The sequence below is a fragment of the Tamlana sp. s12 genome (assembly GCF_016767215.1).
GTDB classification, from domain to species: Bacteria; Bacteroidota; Bacteroidia; order Flavobacteriales; family Flavobacteriaceae; genus Pseudotamlana; species Pseudotamlana agarivorans.
The window spans coordinates 2,869,582-2,886,848 of the sequence record NZ_CP068547.1 but is presented as its reverse complement, the minus strand read 5'-3'; the positions used below and the strand labels follow the sequence as shown (position 1 = coordinate 2,886,848).

Here is a 17,267-nt window from a genome sequence, read left to right as displayed (position 1 = left end):
CATGAAAAAGTATCTGCTCCATATTCTGTTATTTTTCTGTTTCATTCAGCAATTTTCTGCACAAGATGATGGCGTTGTAGGCTTAAATATTCCGGTTAGAAATTCTTTAAAATTTAATAGAACCTTTATTAATCCTACTTTTAGTTTTGTAAGAGAAAGTCATCGTTATATTTCTATAAGTAATAAAAGAGAGTGGGCTCAATTCGATAATGCACCAGAAACATATGTTTTTGGGTATTCCGGAAGATTTAGAGAAAGTATAGGAGCTGGATTAAGTTTATTCCAACAAAATTATGGTGCATTAACCACTTTTGGAGGAATGGCCAATTTTGCCTATAATGTTGTTGTAAATCGGTCTGGGAATTTAACTTTTGGAATGAATCTCGGGTTTTATAGAAGTAGTATTAATGATGGAGCAATTATTACAAATACGCCAGACCCTTCACTTGATAATATTCCTTCAAATTCCATTGTAACCATAAACCCTGGAATAAATTATGGAACAGAGTTTTTTGATTTTGGAGTTTCTCTAAACAATATAGTGGCTTATAATTTAACATCGTCATCTATGATAGAGGAAAATCCAGAGCAAGGTATTCAAGTTCATGGTATGTATACAGGCTATATGAATACGCGTGGATTTTTTGAGGATAGTAGATTTTCAGCCTTGGTTCGTTCTGAATTTAAAACGGATCAAACGGTGTTTTCAGGAATCGTCATGCTTATGGTTCCTAAAGGTTTTTGGGGACAAGCGGGTTACAATTCTTTTTATGGATTTTCAGCAGGTGTTGGTTTAAACATTACATCACAAATAGCTATAGAATATAATTATGAAAAATCTATGGGTGATATTTCTGCTTTAGGAAATTCCCATGATATTACTGTAGCTTATAGATTTAAATCAAAAGATCGTTATGACTATTTTGGTGATGAAGAAGAAGACGGATTATTTATTTCTGAAAGTAAAAATAGAAGTAGCAAAAAGGTAACTCAGAGTCAGACGCCTAAGAATTTACCAAGAAAATCTGATGCCTTAGAAAAGCAGCGTGCGGCTGAAGCAGCGGCAGCAGCAGCAATTGCTGAAGAAAAGAGGGTAGCAGCAGCAGCGGCATTGAACGGAAAAGTAGAAGCAGATCGTTTGGCAGAAAAAGAAGAGGCCGATCGTATAGCGGAAGAAAAACGCTTAAAAGCAGAGGCCTTATTAGCTGAGGAGGAACGATTAAGAAAAGAAGAAGAAGCGCGCTTAGCTGAAGCAGCTAGAGCTAAAGCAGAGCAGGAGTCCGCAGCTTTAGCTGAGGCAGAACGTTTAAGAAAAGAGGAAGCAGCGAGAATTGCGGAAGAAAAACGACTTAAAGAAGAACAAGCAGCCCTAGCCTTAGCAGAAGCAGAGCGAGTAAGAAAAGCAGAAGAAGCACGCCTTGCTGAGGAGGCAAGAATTAAAGAAGTGCAAGAAGCTGCAGCTTTAGCAGAAGCAGACAGATTAAGAAAAGAAGAAGAAGCGAGACTTGCAGAAGAGAAGCGATTACAAGAAGAACAAGCAGCCTTAGCCTTAGCAGAAGCGGAGCAATTAAGAAAGGCAGAAGAAGCGCGTTTAGCTGAGGAAGCAAGAATTAAAGCAGAACAAGAAGCTGCCGCGTTGGCTGAAGCTGAACGATTAAGAAAAGAGGAAGAAGCGAGACTTGCAGAAGAGAAGAGATTACAAGAAGAACAAGCAGCCTTAGCCTTAGCAGAAGCAGAGCGATTAAGACAAGCAGAAGAAGCACGTTTAGCTGAAGAAGCGAGACTTAAAGCGGAACAAGAGGCTGCAGCTTTAGCCGAGGCAGAACGTTTGAGGAAAGAGCAAGAGGCTTTAGCCTTAACTGAAGCAGAACAATTGAAACAAGCAGAAGACGCTCGACTAGCAGAAGAAGCCAGACTTAAAGCAGAGCAAGAGGCTGCCGCTATAGCAGAAGCTGCGAGATTAAAAGCTGAGAAAGAGGAAGAACTGAAAGCTATTGTACCTACCGATGAGGCTACTAAATTAATGAACGACGTAACAAGGTCGGCTATGGAGTCTAGTAAGGAACAAAAAGAACTTATTGAAAAATTACAAGAAAAAGTAGCCCTTAAACAAAAAGATCTTGACGATTTAATTGAAGAAAATAACTTAAGTGAACAAGGTATTGTAATGGCTCCAAAAGCATTTAGAAGTATTTCTGCTGAAAACAGAGAGTTAGAAGCCTTGAAAATGGAAATAGATAATGTTGTTGCCGCTCAAAATAATAAAATTAGAAGACTAGATAGAATTTATAAAGAGCGTCTTGAAAATGTTCCAGATGTTAATGATGCAACTAATAAATACTATAAAAGGCGAATTGAAGAGTTAAAGGCTGAACAAGTTGAAGTTTTCCAGATTAGAGAAGGGTCTATCTTTAAAATAGAAGAATTAAAAGAAGAAATAAAAGAAGAGCGTAAACGTCGTATTAAACGTGCCCTTTACGATAATGATCAAGAGCGTTATGAAAAAGATAGGGCTGCTCTTAATGTTATCAGGCAAAATACGCCAGTGAGTTCTACGCCTTTAACCGCTGAAGATTTTGATTATGGTGAAGAGTTAAGTAATATCCAAATATTAAAAGGCATTAATAATGTAGAAGAGGGGTATTACCTTGTTGTAGCGGTACATTCTGATGTTAGTAAACGAGATGAATTCCTTAGAAAAGCTGTCGCAGCAGGACAAAAGGATATTAATTTCTTCTTCGATGTAAATACAAGTAAATATTATATTTACTATGAAAATTATGACGGACTATCTAGTGCTCAAAGAGCTCTGGAGCAAAAAGGGAATAAGCCATTTAATGGAAAAATGTCGCTTGTTAAAATTGAAAAGTAAAATTTAATATTTTGTAATAAGAAAAAACATCAGACTATTAATTAGGCTGATGTTTTTGTTTATAAGTAGTATTCTACCAGTCAAAATTTATTATATTAATTGATGAAATTTCAGTCAGTATCTAAATTGTAATCCTTTTACTACTTGTTAATCTTTCAAATCATATAAAAGGTGTTGTTTCATCGATAAAATGCATAATTTTAATGAACACTATGTTTGTTTTCAAATTATTTTCCGATATTTATAACGTTAAAAAACCAAAAAAATAGTTTAATTGCATGTTTTGAAGTATTGTAATTACTAATAAACTGTAGTTAAGCTCAGTTTATGTTCTGTTTTCTTATGAAATCAAAATATAAACAACCCCAAACTATAACCAACATGAAAAAAACTACTTGCTTGACATTTAGGTCTTTCCTATGTGAAATTTTTACTAAGGCTAGTCTTATAACCCGTAGCATAAAGGGAAAAAAAATCACTTTTCTTTTACTATTTTTCTTAACATTATTTGGGAATAGTGCATTTTCTCAAGTAGTGGTACCTTTTACCCCGAGACTTTCTGGGGGGAGCATTAAGGTTAAAGGAGATATAAAACTTATAGGGAATAATATTATTACTGGTGGAGAACGCCATAATAATTCTAGCAATGTCTTACCATTACCTTATAATGGCACTGCAGTTAATAATGATTATGAAGGGGTATATATTAATGAAGCAAGTGGAGGTGATTCTTCAATTTTTAGTTCAAGTTCTGCCGATTTAGCTATTAATAACGATTGTAAGCAAATAGTTTGGGCCGGTTTATATTGGTCGGCAGCTTATGGTAATGAATATGCAAACGATAGAAGTGAATATGTAGACGACGATAATTTAAGGGCCTATGATTTTACGCAAGTGAAATTTAAATTGCCAAATTCAGCCTCCTTTATGGATATAACGGCGGATGAAACTATTTTTGATGGTTTTGATCCTTCTGATCCAGTAGATGGTTCTTTTCCTGATGCACCTTATGCTTGTTTTAAAGATGTAACTAGTCTAATACAGGGCTTAACTGATGCAGATGGTACTTATACCATCGCTAATCAGCATGCCACTAGAGGTCATAAACGAGGTGGGTGTTCAGCAGGTTGGACCCTTGTCGTTATTTATGAAAGTCCGTCAGAGCCAAGTAAGTTTATCTCGGTTTTTGATGGTTTTGCTGGTGTTAGAAACGAGGGGACTTCTGTAGCAGAATTTAATGTTAGTGGTTTTCAAACCTTACCTGATAATTTACCTGTATACGCAAAAGTTGGGGTTGCTGCACTTGAAGGGGATTATAGTATTTTTGGAGATTCTTTTGAATTTAAAGCGGGATCTAATGCTAACTACACCGATATTAGTGATGGGTTAAATGATGCTAGTAATTTTTTCAATTCTAGAATTACCGAGGGTGGCGCTTATATGACTAGCCGAAATCCTAATAGTGAAAATACTATGGGGTTTGAAGTTAAATCTGTTAATATACCAAATCCTAATAATGATATTATACCTAATGACGAAACTTCAGGAACCTTTAGGTTGACAAGTGAAGGTGATGGTTATGCAGCCTTTTTAGCAAGTTTTGCTGTTGATATTATAGAGCCTAACATTCGTTTAACAAAAGTGGTTCAAGACGATCAAGGAAATGATATTGGAGGACAGGTAGTTAACCTTGGAGAACAATTAAATTATGTTTTAGGTATTGAAAATATTGGTAACGATGATGCGATAGATTTAACCATCCGAGATATCTTACCTATAAATGTTAATTTTGATAGTGCTTCAGATATTATTTCTTTATCTGATGGTATTACAGTCGTAAGTTATGATCCTGCGACTCGTGAAATTATTTTTGCAGTAGAAGACCGCTTGGTTGAAAAAGATAGCGGTCTAATAAGTGAAATTGAGTTTAGTGTACAGGTTGTAAACTCCTGTGATGAACTGAGTGATGCTTGCTCTAATATAGTACGAAATCAAGCATATGCGACTTATACAGGCGAAATCAGTGGGCTTACTATTTCTGATGATCCAAGTTACGATGCTATAAATGGATGTTTATTAACGCCTCAATCAACCAACTTTTTAGCAGATATTTCTGGTTGTACCTTTTCAGAAGAAGTTATATTATGTGGCGAAACAACCACCTTAACGGCTCCAGACGGTTACGATACCTATTCTTGGTCTACAAGTGCTTCAGGAAGTCCTGTAATTGGTACCGAACAAACGATCACTATAGATGAAGTTGGCACCTATTATGTATATAACACTGCCTTAGCGCCTTGTCAGTCTACTCAAAAAGAATTTAATGTTGTTACTTTTGGTGCTGATGTACCAAATCCGGTATTTCCATATGCCGATCAAATTGTTCAGTGTCCTAATGATGGAAAACAATTACCATATATTTTTCTTTGTGGAGGAAATGGAGGGAAATTCATAGAAACCAACCTTTCGGATACAACTTCAATTGTTTGGGAAACATTGGACACAACTAGTTGCTCCGCTGTAATTAATGAAGCCTGTGCTAATGAAGACCCTGGATGTTCTTGGAGTGAAGTAGGAACAGGGCCTAATTTTATGGCTGATCTTGCAGGGGAATACCGATTAACAATTAACTATCCAGGAGGTTGTTTTAACCGTTTCTATTTTAATGTTTATACCAATCTTTTAAACCCTTCTCATACTATACAAAATATTATTTGTAACACACAAGGACAAATAACAGTAAATGATGTGCCTTCAGGGTATGAGTATAGTTTAGATAATAGTTCTTGGCAAGACGAAAATGACTTTACTATTCCTACTGCCGGACTTTATACTGTATACATCCGTCAGAAGGATGTTTCTCCTAACCCATGTATTTTCACTATTCCTAACATTCAAATAAGTGAGCTAAATCCGCAATTGGTTATTACAGATAATCAACCGTTGTGTCATAATGAACAGGGTAGTATTAGACTCTCTGTAAACGATGCAGAAGCTCAATATACATATACAATTTCACAAGGAGGAACTGTTGTAAGCACGGTAGGGCCAATTACAGAGAGAACGTATTTATTTGAAAACCTAAATGCAGGTATTTATGATGTTCAGGCCACTACAGATGATGGTTGTGTACTTTCAGAAACTGTAGAATTAATTAATCCATCGCCACTTACAGCGACAGCAAATGTTACTAATATAACATGTGTAGATGGAGAAATTGAAGTTATTCCTGCTGGAGGAACAGCACCGTATTATTATTATATAAATAGTACTACCGATTTTCAAACAACAGGAACTGTTATAGTAGATACGCCAGGGGTGTATGATATTACTGTTTTAGATAGCAATAATTGTAGTGTTGATTTAAGTGTAACGGTAGACCGTTTAGATCCTCCAGTTTTCACTGTATCTGGAGCCGATGTGAACTGTTATGGTGATGTTTCTGCTCAAATAGATTTTAATGTTACTAATGCAAATGGTTATACTATTGAATATAGTATAGATAATGGTACAACATATAATACTAATCCAACCTTCTCTAATTTAAATACAGGTACTTACGCTACCATGATTAGGTATACTTTAAATGGTGTTGAGTGTTTTAGTACGCCTGAAAATGTAGTAATTGACGGCCCAGATGATGCCTTAACTGCTTCAGCAGGAGTATCAAAATTAGCTGGATGTGGAGCAAATGGAGAAGGAACAGTTCGTATTACGAATCCTCAAGGTGGTGTGCCTCCTTATGAGTATAGTTTTGATAATCAGTCGACTTGGGTAACTTCTAATGAAGCAGAAGTGCTCCCTGGTACCTATACATTGTATATAAGAGATAGTCAAGGTTGTATTTTTGCCATGCCGGGTATCATTTTAGATCCAGAACCAACTCCGCCAACCATTGATGACAATATAGATCCAGTTTATAATTGTGATGGTACAGCAAACGCAACGGTTAATGTAACAAATACCGGAGGGGCTAATTTTGAATACACCTACTTATTAAATGGTGTTGAAAATACAAACACCGCCGATCCAACAACCTTCCTTAATGTGCCGCAGGGTTCACATACGATTAGTGTAACCTACAAATTAGTTGATGCACCAACGTATAGTAATTTACTTTTAGAAACCTTTGGATCTGGTGAAGACACTGAGTCACCAGGAATTAATACGGCATATTATTGTTGGGAGAATCAAGTATATCCGTATTGTAAAGGGCAACAAAATATTCAGGATGGAGATTACACCGTAACGGCTCATATCGAATCACCTTACGGGGACTGGAGTCAACCAGGTGACCACACTTCAAATAATACAGATCCAAAAGGACGTGCTTTGGTTGTTAATATTGGAGATCAATTGCCAGAGAATGATGTACTTTATAAGAAAACCATTAATGATATTATACCAAATCAACCAATTAATTTTGAGCTCTTTGTATATAATTTGATGCAAAGTCATACAACTAAGTATGATCCTAACTTAACTATAGCTTTAGTTGATGCTTCTGGTAATGAAATTTCATCTTTTGCTACTGGCAATGTTCCTAAAACCGAACAATGGGAAAATTACCCAAAGACTCCTATAACCTTAAATCCAGGAAATAATACGACATTAGAATTCTTAGTACGCTCTACAGTAAGACAAACAAATGGTAACGATGTAGCGATAGATGATATTAGAGTGTATCAATTACCGGAAAGCTGTATTGATCAAGTAGACTTCCCTATTATAATTGAAGCAGAAAAAGCTTTTACTGCTGAAGTAGTTAGTACTTCCGATGTGAATTGTTTTGGTGTTGATGATGGAGAAATTCAAATAGCAGCATCTAACTTCGATGCAACAAATGGCTATCAATATTCGATTGATGGCGGAAGTACCTGGGTAACTCTAACTACATCACCTTATACTATTACAGGTTTAAGTGGAGGAAATTATGATGTTCAAATTCGCTACGATGCCACATCTACAGGTTGTGAAGTAAGTATTCCAGAGACCATTGGAGCGCCTTCAGAAATTGTATTAACCGTAGATGCTACAGATATTACATGTATAAGTAATTCTACCATTTCGGCTTCTGCCACAGGAGGAACAGCGCCATATAGTTATGAATTATATGATAGCACAGGAAGTACTTTAATAGATGCCTTCCCTACAAGCGGTTTGTTAACTGATGTTGCTGCAGGCGATTATATTGTGCGCCTTACGGATGCAAATAATTGTACAACAGATTCAGCATTGGTTAGCATCACGTCAACGGATGCACCGACTGCAGATATCGAAATAACTAAGCCTTGTTTAGATTTAGCAAATGGAGCAACTATTAGAGTCGATGGGACCGGAGGGAAGCGACCTTTCCGTTACAGTATAAACAATGGTCCTTTTGTAGCTAGTCAGGAATTTACAAATTTACCACCTGGTACTTATACAATAACGTTGCAGGATGCTAATGGTTGTGAAGTTGTACTACCTACCCAAACCATTGCCAAGAAAATAGAAGTTAATATTACTTTAGATAAAGTTATTGATTGTTCGCCTGCTCCAGACGCTCGTATTACTGTAAATATAACAGAGGGTTATCCTCCATATGAATATGAGGTTTCGGAAGATAATGGTGCAACCTATGATTCTCCTGTATCAACAGGGAGCTCTTTCGCACATTTAACAGATCAACCAGGTGCATATGTATTTAGAATAACTGATTCAGAAGGTTGTGTGGCCTTATCAAACATCATCAATGTCAATGCTCCAACGAGTCCAACGGCTTCAACTATTGAGGTAAACCCTAGTTGTAATGGAAGCACCGATGGTTCTGTGGAAATTGTGGTATCAGACGGTCAAGCACCATTTGAATACAGTTTTAACGGAAGTCCTTTTGTGGCTGGGGCTACAACGTATGCAAATTTAGCTGAAGGTACTTATAACTACACCGTAGTTGATGCTTTGCAATGTGAAGTTTCTGGAACAGTGACTTTAACGGCACCTTCAACATTAATGGCTTCTGCTTCGGCAACCAATTTAACTTGTGATGCTTCTAATGTAGAGCAAGCGGCAGTTGTTACCATAGATGAACCAACTACTGGTACTTCACCATATCAATATAGTTTTGATGGTACGAATTTTAGTAGCACGCGCACATTAGATGTTAATGATAACGGTTCTATGCAAACTGTAAGCTATTTTGTTCAAGATGCTAACGGTTGTACAGCTACAGGCTCATTAACTATAGACCCATTAGATTCTCCTACCGATTTAGATTTTGCTTCAAGCGCCGTAACATGTAATGCTCCAGCGACTGGGGTTACCGTTACTTCTACAGGAGGTGTAGGAACATTAACTTATGAAATTACCGATCCAGCTTCAGCAGTTACTTCTAATAACGATGGAAACTTTACGGGATTAGTCGCAGGAACTTATGTTTTTAAAGTAACTGACGCTAATGGTTGTTCATATATAGAATCTTATACCATTGGAGCGGTAACTCCTATTGCCGTTATTGCAAGAAAACAAAGTGATGTATTATGTCAAGGAGATGCCACTGGAGCCATTGAATTAGAGATTTCTGGTTTTTCAGGAACATATAGTTATTCGGTTAATGGTGCCGCTGCTGTTACTGGGCAGTCGGCAGCAACGATTCCTTTAAATAATTTGACCGCTGGAACTTATAATATTGAAGTTGTAGATGAGATCACCGGTTGTATCAGTAATGATGCCGTAACGATTACAGAACCTACAGCCTTAAGTTTAGATTCGGCTACAGGAACGAATGTATTTTGTGATGATGATTCGTCACAAATAACAGTAGTGGCCTCTGGTGGAACACCAAATTATGGCTATGCAGCGGTAATTAGTGGATCTACGGCTCCAACAACCTTTGGTACAAGTGATGTAGTTACTGTAGATACTAATTCAGGAACCAATTTAGTTTGGGATGTTTATGTAGAAGATAATAATGGTTGTACAGTCATGACGACAGTTACCTTAACTGCCGATCCAACTCCTACAGTTATTATTCCTGCTTTAGCACCAAATCAATGTACTGCAAGTAGCGGATTTACCTTTGACGCAACAGGAACAGGGGTAGCCCCACTAACGTATAGTATAGATGGTGGCGTTAGTTACCAATCAAGCCCAACGTTTACAGTAAATACACCTGGCACTTATAGCGTTAGAGTAAAAGATGCTAACGGATGTACAGCAGATAGTGGCGATATAAATATTTACGAACCACTTACTGGTTCTGCCATTTTAACCAAAGATTTAACGTGTAGTACCCCACAAGAAGCTACAATTGAATTATCAGTATCTGGAGGAAATACTAGTACGGCTTATGCATATCAAGTGGCATTTAACGGTGGAACGTATAATACTATTACTGCGACGTCACCATATTTAATAAGTGTGGATGGAACCTACCAATTTAAGTTTATAGATGCTAATGGCTGTGAAGTTGAAACTGGTGTAATTACCGTTAATCCAACCGTACCAGTAACTGTTTCTACAGTGGAAGTTGACCCAACTTGTAATGGAGCTGCTGATGGATCAATACAATTAACAGGAACGGCTGGAGAAGCACCTTTTGAATATAGTATTGATGGAGGAGCTACTTTTGTAGGAACGAATGTGTTTGGAGGCTTAGCAGATGGTAGTTATACTTATGTGGTTAGAGATAGCAAAGGTTGTGAATTTAGTGATATAATTACTTTAACAGAGCCTGACCCAATTGTTCCTGTTATTGGTACAAACCCTATCATATGTAATTCTACGGTGCCTGGTAGTTTCGATGTAAGTGTTGCCTCTGGTGGCGTTGCGCCGTTTGAATATACCTTATTGGATAATGCATTTGCCGTTGTTGGTACGCATACAGAAACAAGTGGATCAGCAACTCCTGTTCATACTTTTGGAGGTTTAGGTTTTGGTGATTATTATGTTAGTATTGTAGATGCGAATGGTTGTGAATATAGAAGTGGAAAACTAAGAATTGAAACTCCGCCTTATCTTGAGTTTGAAGGTATAGTGGATAGCAATAATTGTTCGACAGGTGTAGATTATGAGGTAGAAGTAACTACTGGTGGTGTGCCTCCATTTGTATACTCTATATTTGGACAAGCTGGTACAGCAACTCCGTCTACTACAAATACAACACATACTTTTACAGGATTGATACACGGAGTAACATATTATTTCCAAGTAGAGGATGTTAATGGTTGTGTTTCAATTTTAGAGGAAACCATGCCAGATCCACCTTCTAATATTGACATAATAAATGTAACTACTAGTAACGTTAATTGTTTTGGAACTACAGATGGAAATATTAGTTTTGAAGTAGAAAATTTTGATTTAACGGCAACTGCTCTTAATTATCAAGTTTTAAATGCGTTAAGTTTAAACCCGATAGCAGGAACTAGTGGTTCAATAGCAGGGCCTTTATCGAATCCAGCGAGTGGAAGTATCTCTAATTTGGCAGCTGGTAATTATGTTTTACAAGTAACTGAAGTAGGTGGAACAGAATGTTCAAATACAATTCCTTTTGTAATAGTACAACCAATTCAAGCTTTAGAGGCCATTGTAACTAACAACGTTAATGCGAATTGTAATTCAAGTGCCTTAGTAACTCTTACAACAACAGGTGGTACGGGTCCTTACGAATATGCTGCTGGAGCAGTAGGATTTACACCGTCTCCATCAGATTTTGGAACTAGTAATGTTTTAGAATTAGATCCTAGTATAAATACAAATTGGGATATTATAGTAAGAGATGCTAATGGATGTGAGGTCCTTGTTAATGAATCTATTTCGGTAGATCCTTTACCAACAATAGTAAATATTCCATTACAATGTTTTGACGGATCAACACCTATAATTGTAGATTTATCAACTTATACAACAGGAGCCATCACACCATTAACATTCAGTATGGGAACCGGTGGGGTAGCAGGTGCTTATACAACAACTTCTAGTTTTTCTATTTCCGCAGCAGGAACTTATGATTTCTTTGTAAAAGATGGGAATGGTTGTGTCGCAACAACGACATACGAGGTAAAACCTCAATTGACATTAGATGTTACGGCAACCGAATTAGATTGTGTAGTTAATCCAGCAGAATTTACTTTTAATGCTAATGGTGGTGATGGTACTTACACTTATGCTGTTAGTATAAATGGCGGTGTTTATAATACGATTACTTTACCGTATGATAATGCAAATGCAGCCGATTACCAATTTAGAGTAACCGATGGAGAAGCTTGTGAGGCTTATTCTCAGATTATAACGGTCGACACTCCTATTACACCTACACATAGTGAAATACATACCAATGTAAGTTGTAATGGAGGTAATAACGGAAGTATTACCATAACAGGAGTTGATGGAATAGCACCATTCGAATATAGTATTGATGGTGGTACAACTTTCCAAGCTTCTAATGTGTTTGATGGCTTAGTAGAAGGAAATTATGATATTGCTGTAAGAGATAGTAAAAGTTGTGAATCTATGCCAACAACAGTTGCTATTACACAGCCAGATTTACTCCAAGCAGGTTTGGTGATTTCACACGGACTTGAATGTGGCCCTGGAAATAATACTCAAGGTGCCGTATTAACAGCTTCTGCAATGGATGGAACAGCACCGTACTTGTTTAGCTTTAATGGAGGAGGATATACTTCTACCAATACCTTTACAACAAATCTTCCTGGAACGGTTACGGTTACTGTTAAAGACGCTAATGGTTGTTTGGATACGATTTCAATCGGTATACCAGATTTAGTACCACCAAGTGATTTGGATTTCGCTCAATCTACGGTGACTTGTAATCCAGGGCAAACTACAAGTGATGTTACAATAACAAATGTTACCGATGGAGTAGCTCCTTATTCATACCAGATTATTGCTCCTGCAAGTGCTATAGGAAACACGCCTACAGGAAATGTGTTTACAGGTCTTGCACCAGACACGTATACCTTTAGAGTAGTTGACGCTAATGGTTGTTTTTATGATGAATCATATCAAGTACTTCCTGCAGTCGATGTTCAAGTAACAGGAATAGTAGATAACGATGTGTCTTGTTTTGGAGGTAACGATGGTGCCGCTACGTTTACGGTAGCTAATGTGCCAACAACCTATACAGCTAGCTTTGTTAACGGAACAGGAACTATTGCACAGTCAGGAAATACAGTTACTTTAACTGGTTTAATAGCTGGAAACTATACGATTCAGATTACTGATGATACGACAGGATGTACAGATACAGCAGATTTTGTAATTACTGAACGAACCGATTTAATTATAGAGGATGTAATGTCAACTAACGTTTACTGTTCAAGATACGATTCTCAAATTACAGTAACCGTTTCAGGAGGTACGACAAGTTACAGCTATCAGGCTGTAGTTTCAGGAGGAACACCTGCTGCTTCAGACTATGTAGTTAACGGAAATGTGATTACTGTCGATACAAATAATGGTGCAAACCTTGTTTGGGATGTTTATGTTCAAGATGCGAATGGGTGTACTGAAATGACAACGCATACTATTCTAGAAGATGAAGCACCTTCAGTAACGGTAGATCCTAACGCTGTTTGTTCTGGAACATCTAATGGATTCGAATTTACAGCAACCAATACAACTGTATCTGGTGTACCTCCATTTGAGTTTTCAATTGGTAACGGATTCCAATCTAGTGCGACATTTACCGGATTAACTCCTGGAGATTATACAGTTACAATTAAAGATGGTAACGGTTGTACTGCTAATAGTGGTATTATTACGGTTTACCCAGATATTCAGGCAGGTCTAACTATAGTAGCACTTCCTACTTGTGGTACTAGTGATGGAGAAATTTCGGTTACTGCATCAGGAGGATCAGGAAGCTATGGTTTTGAATTGTTTGATGGAACAGGAACTTCTCTTGGTGCAGGAACGGTTTCAGGAGCAACAAGTGTCTTTAACGGTTTATCGGCGTCTATAGATTACGATGTGGTTGTAACCGATAATATCACAAGTTGTACACAAGCAGTTTCTACAAACTTAGAGGCTGCGACTCCAGTGTCCTTTACTTCAACATCAACCGATGTAAGCTGTAATGGTGGTGATGATGGAACCATTACAGTAACTTTAGATGCTAATCAGGATAATCCTATTTATAAATATGAAATCATTGCAGGGCCAGTATTAAAGGCAGAGCAAACCTCTAATGTGTTTTCAGATTTGTTATTTGGATCCTATACAGTTCAAGTCACTTCTGAAAGAGGTTGTGTTGAGACAGAGGTTATTCATGTAAATGAACCAGCCGAAATTGTAGTACCAAATCCAACAGTTGTTGAATATGCATGTTTAGCTAATACCAATACTTCAAATTTTGCAACCATAACTATTGATGAGTTACTTATAACAGGCGGTTCTGGTAACTATGCGATTTATGAGTTTGTTAGAAATAGTACTGTGGTGCAACGTTCAGCTAGAAACGTTTATACTGAAACTGATTTATTAGGTGGCTCGTATGATATTAATGTTTATGATGACAAAGGATGTTCAGGTACGATTTCAACAACAATTAATCCTTTTATTTCTATTGAAGATTTAACCATAACTGTTAATGATGCGATTACTTGTACCTCACTAGAAGAGATTCAAGTGGCTGTTACAGCTACGGGAGGAACACCTAATTTAGAATATACGGTAGTGCAGGTTGAAGCTGATGGCACACCAACTTCAGGTGGTTATTCAGCTACTAACTCTACCGGGCTGTTTACAGGATTAGATATTGCAAACTACTTAGTGACTGTTGAAAATATAGACACTAATTGTTTCTTAAGAAAGTTCCATTATGTGAGTGATCCAAATACATTCGACTTAACTATTGATAATGTTGTTGATTTGACATGCTTCGGTGGAAACGATGGAGCTGTTAATGTTACTTTTATCGATCGTGTACCTACGCCAACGGATGAAGCGGGAGCATTCACATATAGTATTGTTGATGCTTTAGGTAACCCTGTGTCTTCGGGTACAGTTGCGAATGCTGGTCCAGAAACACTTTCAGGATTGGAAGCTGGAACATATACTATTACAGCTACTTTAACTAACCGACCAGAATGTGAAGTAAGTAAAGCCTTCACGATTACAGGTCCTACAGCTGCATTGACAGCATTAGAAACACATACAGAAATTACATGTGATTTAGCAAATGGTATCATTTCTGCTAGTGCGACTGGTGGTTGGCCAGGTGGTTATGAATATCAATTAGAAAAAGTAGGAGGTACAGCAACGGCCTTTGGTTCAACATTTAATTTTACTGGCTTAGATGCAGGTGATTATAATGTAAACGTTAGAGATTCTAGTGGTTGTGTTGCTACAACTCTAGTAACGCTTGTTGATCCTACGCCAATAGCTATTACAGCCGTATTTGATCCAGCTTCAGCACTACTATGTTACGGTGATGCTACAGGAATCATAAATGTGACAAGTACTGGCGGACAAGGTTCAAATTATACTTATGTACTAAATAGAGTGGGGCCTACAGCGAGTCAAACTGGTCCGCAAACTGGAACAAGTTTTACTGGTTTAACTGCAGGAACATATAATGTAACGGTTACAGATGGTTGGAACTGTACAGCGACTTCAGCTGATATTACCATTACAGAACCAACAACGATTCAAAGTAACTTGGTGATTACGAAAACACAAACCTGTGCGCCTAATTCAACAACGCTTACATTATCTGCAACTGGTGGTACTGGACCTTATGTTTACAGTGTCGATGATACGTTTACAACAGTAGTTCCTTTTATCTCAACTGTAGATATCAACGTGGGCCCAGGGACATATCAGTACTATATTAGAGATGCTAATGGTTGTGCTACTGGACTTTCTAATGAAGTGAAAATTGATCCGTTAGTGCCATTAACTGTAGATATTGATGCGACTAATGCCGACATTAACTGTTATGGAGATAACACAGGAGTTATTGTTGCTAAAGCGCAAGGTGGTTTAGGTAACTATACTTATACTTTACAAGATGCTTCAGGAAACGATATCACACCTGTAGTTCAAAATAGTCCTGGTGTATTTACCGAGCTTGTTGCAGGCGATTACCAAGTATATGTTACTAGTGGTGTAGACTGTGAGGTAACTTCAGTACCAGTTACTATTAGTGAGCCTAGTGCACCATTAACTGCGCCATTTGTAATATCTGATGTCGCTTGTGCTGGAGGTAACGATGGTAGCATTGAAGTTATGGGTACAGGTGGAACAGGAATTATTAAATATGCGATTTCACCGCAGTTAAATCAATTCTTTGATTCAGGTCTGTTTGAGGATTTAGCAGAAGGAGTTTATCAAGTAGTAGTTCAAGATGAAGCGGGTTGTTTTGAAGTTATTGACTTTACCATTGGCGAACCTACTCCAGTTATTCTTACTGAAATTCCAACGTCTATAATTCCTGAAGTTTGTGCAGGAGATTTAAATGGAGCTTTTAGTGTTAATATTACAGGAGGTACAGCTCCATATAGCGTAACCTTAGATGATATTAATGGAAACTATGTGACTGGAACTTTAACGCAAACACAATTTGATTTTACAGGACTTGCAGGAGGTAACCATACGGTTTATGTGGTGGATGCTCAAGGCTGTGATTCGGAATGGGAGATTGATTTCCCTGAGTCTGTGAACTTAAATCCTACAGTAGTAGTTGAATACGATTGTTTAAATAATACGTCTACAAACCGCGTGATCGTTTCGGTAGATGATAGTGTGCAAGATTTAAGTTTAGTTGAATACTCACTTAATGGAGGTCCTTATCAAGCTAGTAATATTTTTATTGATGTTCCTGGTGGTTTCGATCAATATGTGGATGTTAGACATGCGAATGGCTGTATTAAGCAAACTAGATTGTTCGATGTTGATCACGTAACGCAGTTAGAAGTGCTTCTAGACGAAGGTGATTTAAATCAAATTGTTGTTACTGCAACTGGAGGTGTTGCACCTTATGAGTACTCATTAAACGGAGGTCCTTTTAGTAGCACCGATAAATTCTTAATCTATGAGTCTGGTGACTATACGGTTACTGTTCGTGATTTCTATGGTTGTGAGGCTTCAGGAACTGGTTATTTCGAATTTATTGATGTATGTATACCAAATTACTTTACACCTAACGGTGATAATAATTTTGATGGCTGGGGTCCTGGATGTGCAACGCAATACAAAGACTTAATAGTTCAAGTTTTCGATCGCTACGGCCGTAAACTTGCCGAATTAAAAGTGAATGAGAAATGGGATGGTACTTATGAAGGTAAACAGTTGCCTTCTGGAGATTACTGGTATGTTATCAACCTTAATGATCCTAATTACGATAGAGATTATGTAGGACACTTTACGCTTTATAGGTAGAATATTTAGTAGCACT

The 17,267-nt window shown here is 37.4% G+C and carries 2 protein-coding genes; both read left to right on the top strand.

The window, feature by feature from the left end; translation table 11 throughout:
- The first annotated feature begins 1 nt into the window (after position 1).
- Positions 2-2,872, top strand: a complete 2,871-nt coding sequence (locus JJL45_RS12450; protein WP_082935862.1) for a PorP/SprF family type IX secretion system membrane protein — start codon at positions 2-4, stop codon at positions 2,870-2,872.
- A 534-nt stretch (positions 2,873-3,406) separates the two neighbouring features.
- Positions 3,407-17,251: a T9SS type B sorting domain-containing protein gene (locus tag JJL45_RS12445; protein WP_068602343.1), complete on the top strand. Its 13,845-nt coding sequence runs from the start codon at positions 3,407-3,409 to the stop codon at positions 17,249-17,251.
- Positions 17,252-17,267 lie beyond the last annotated feature (16 nt).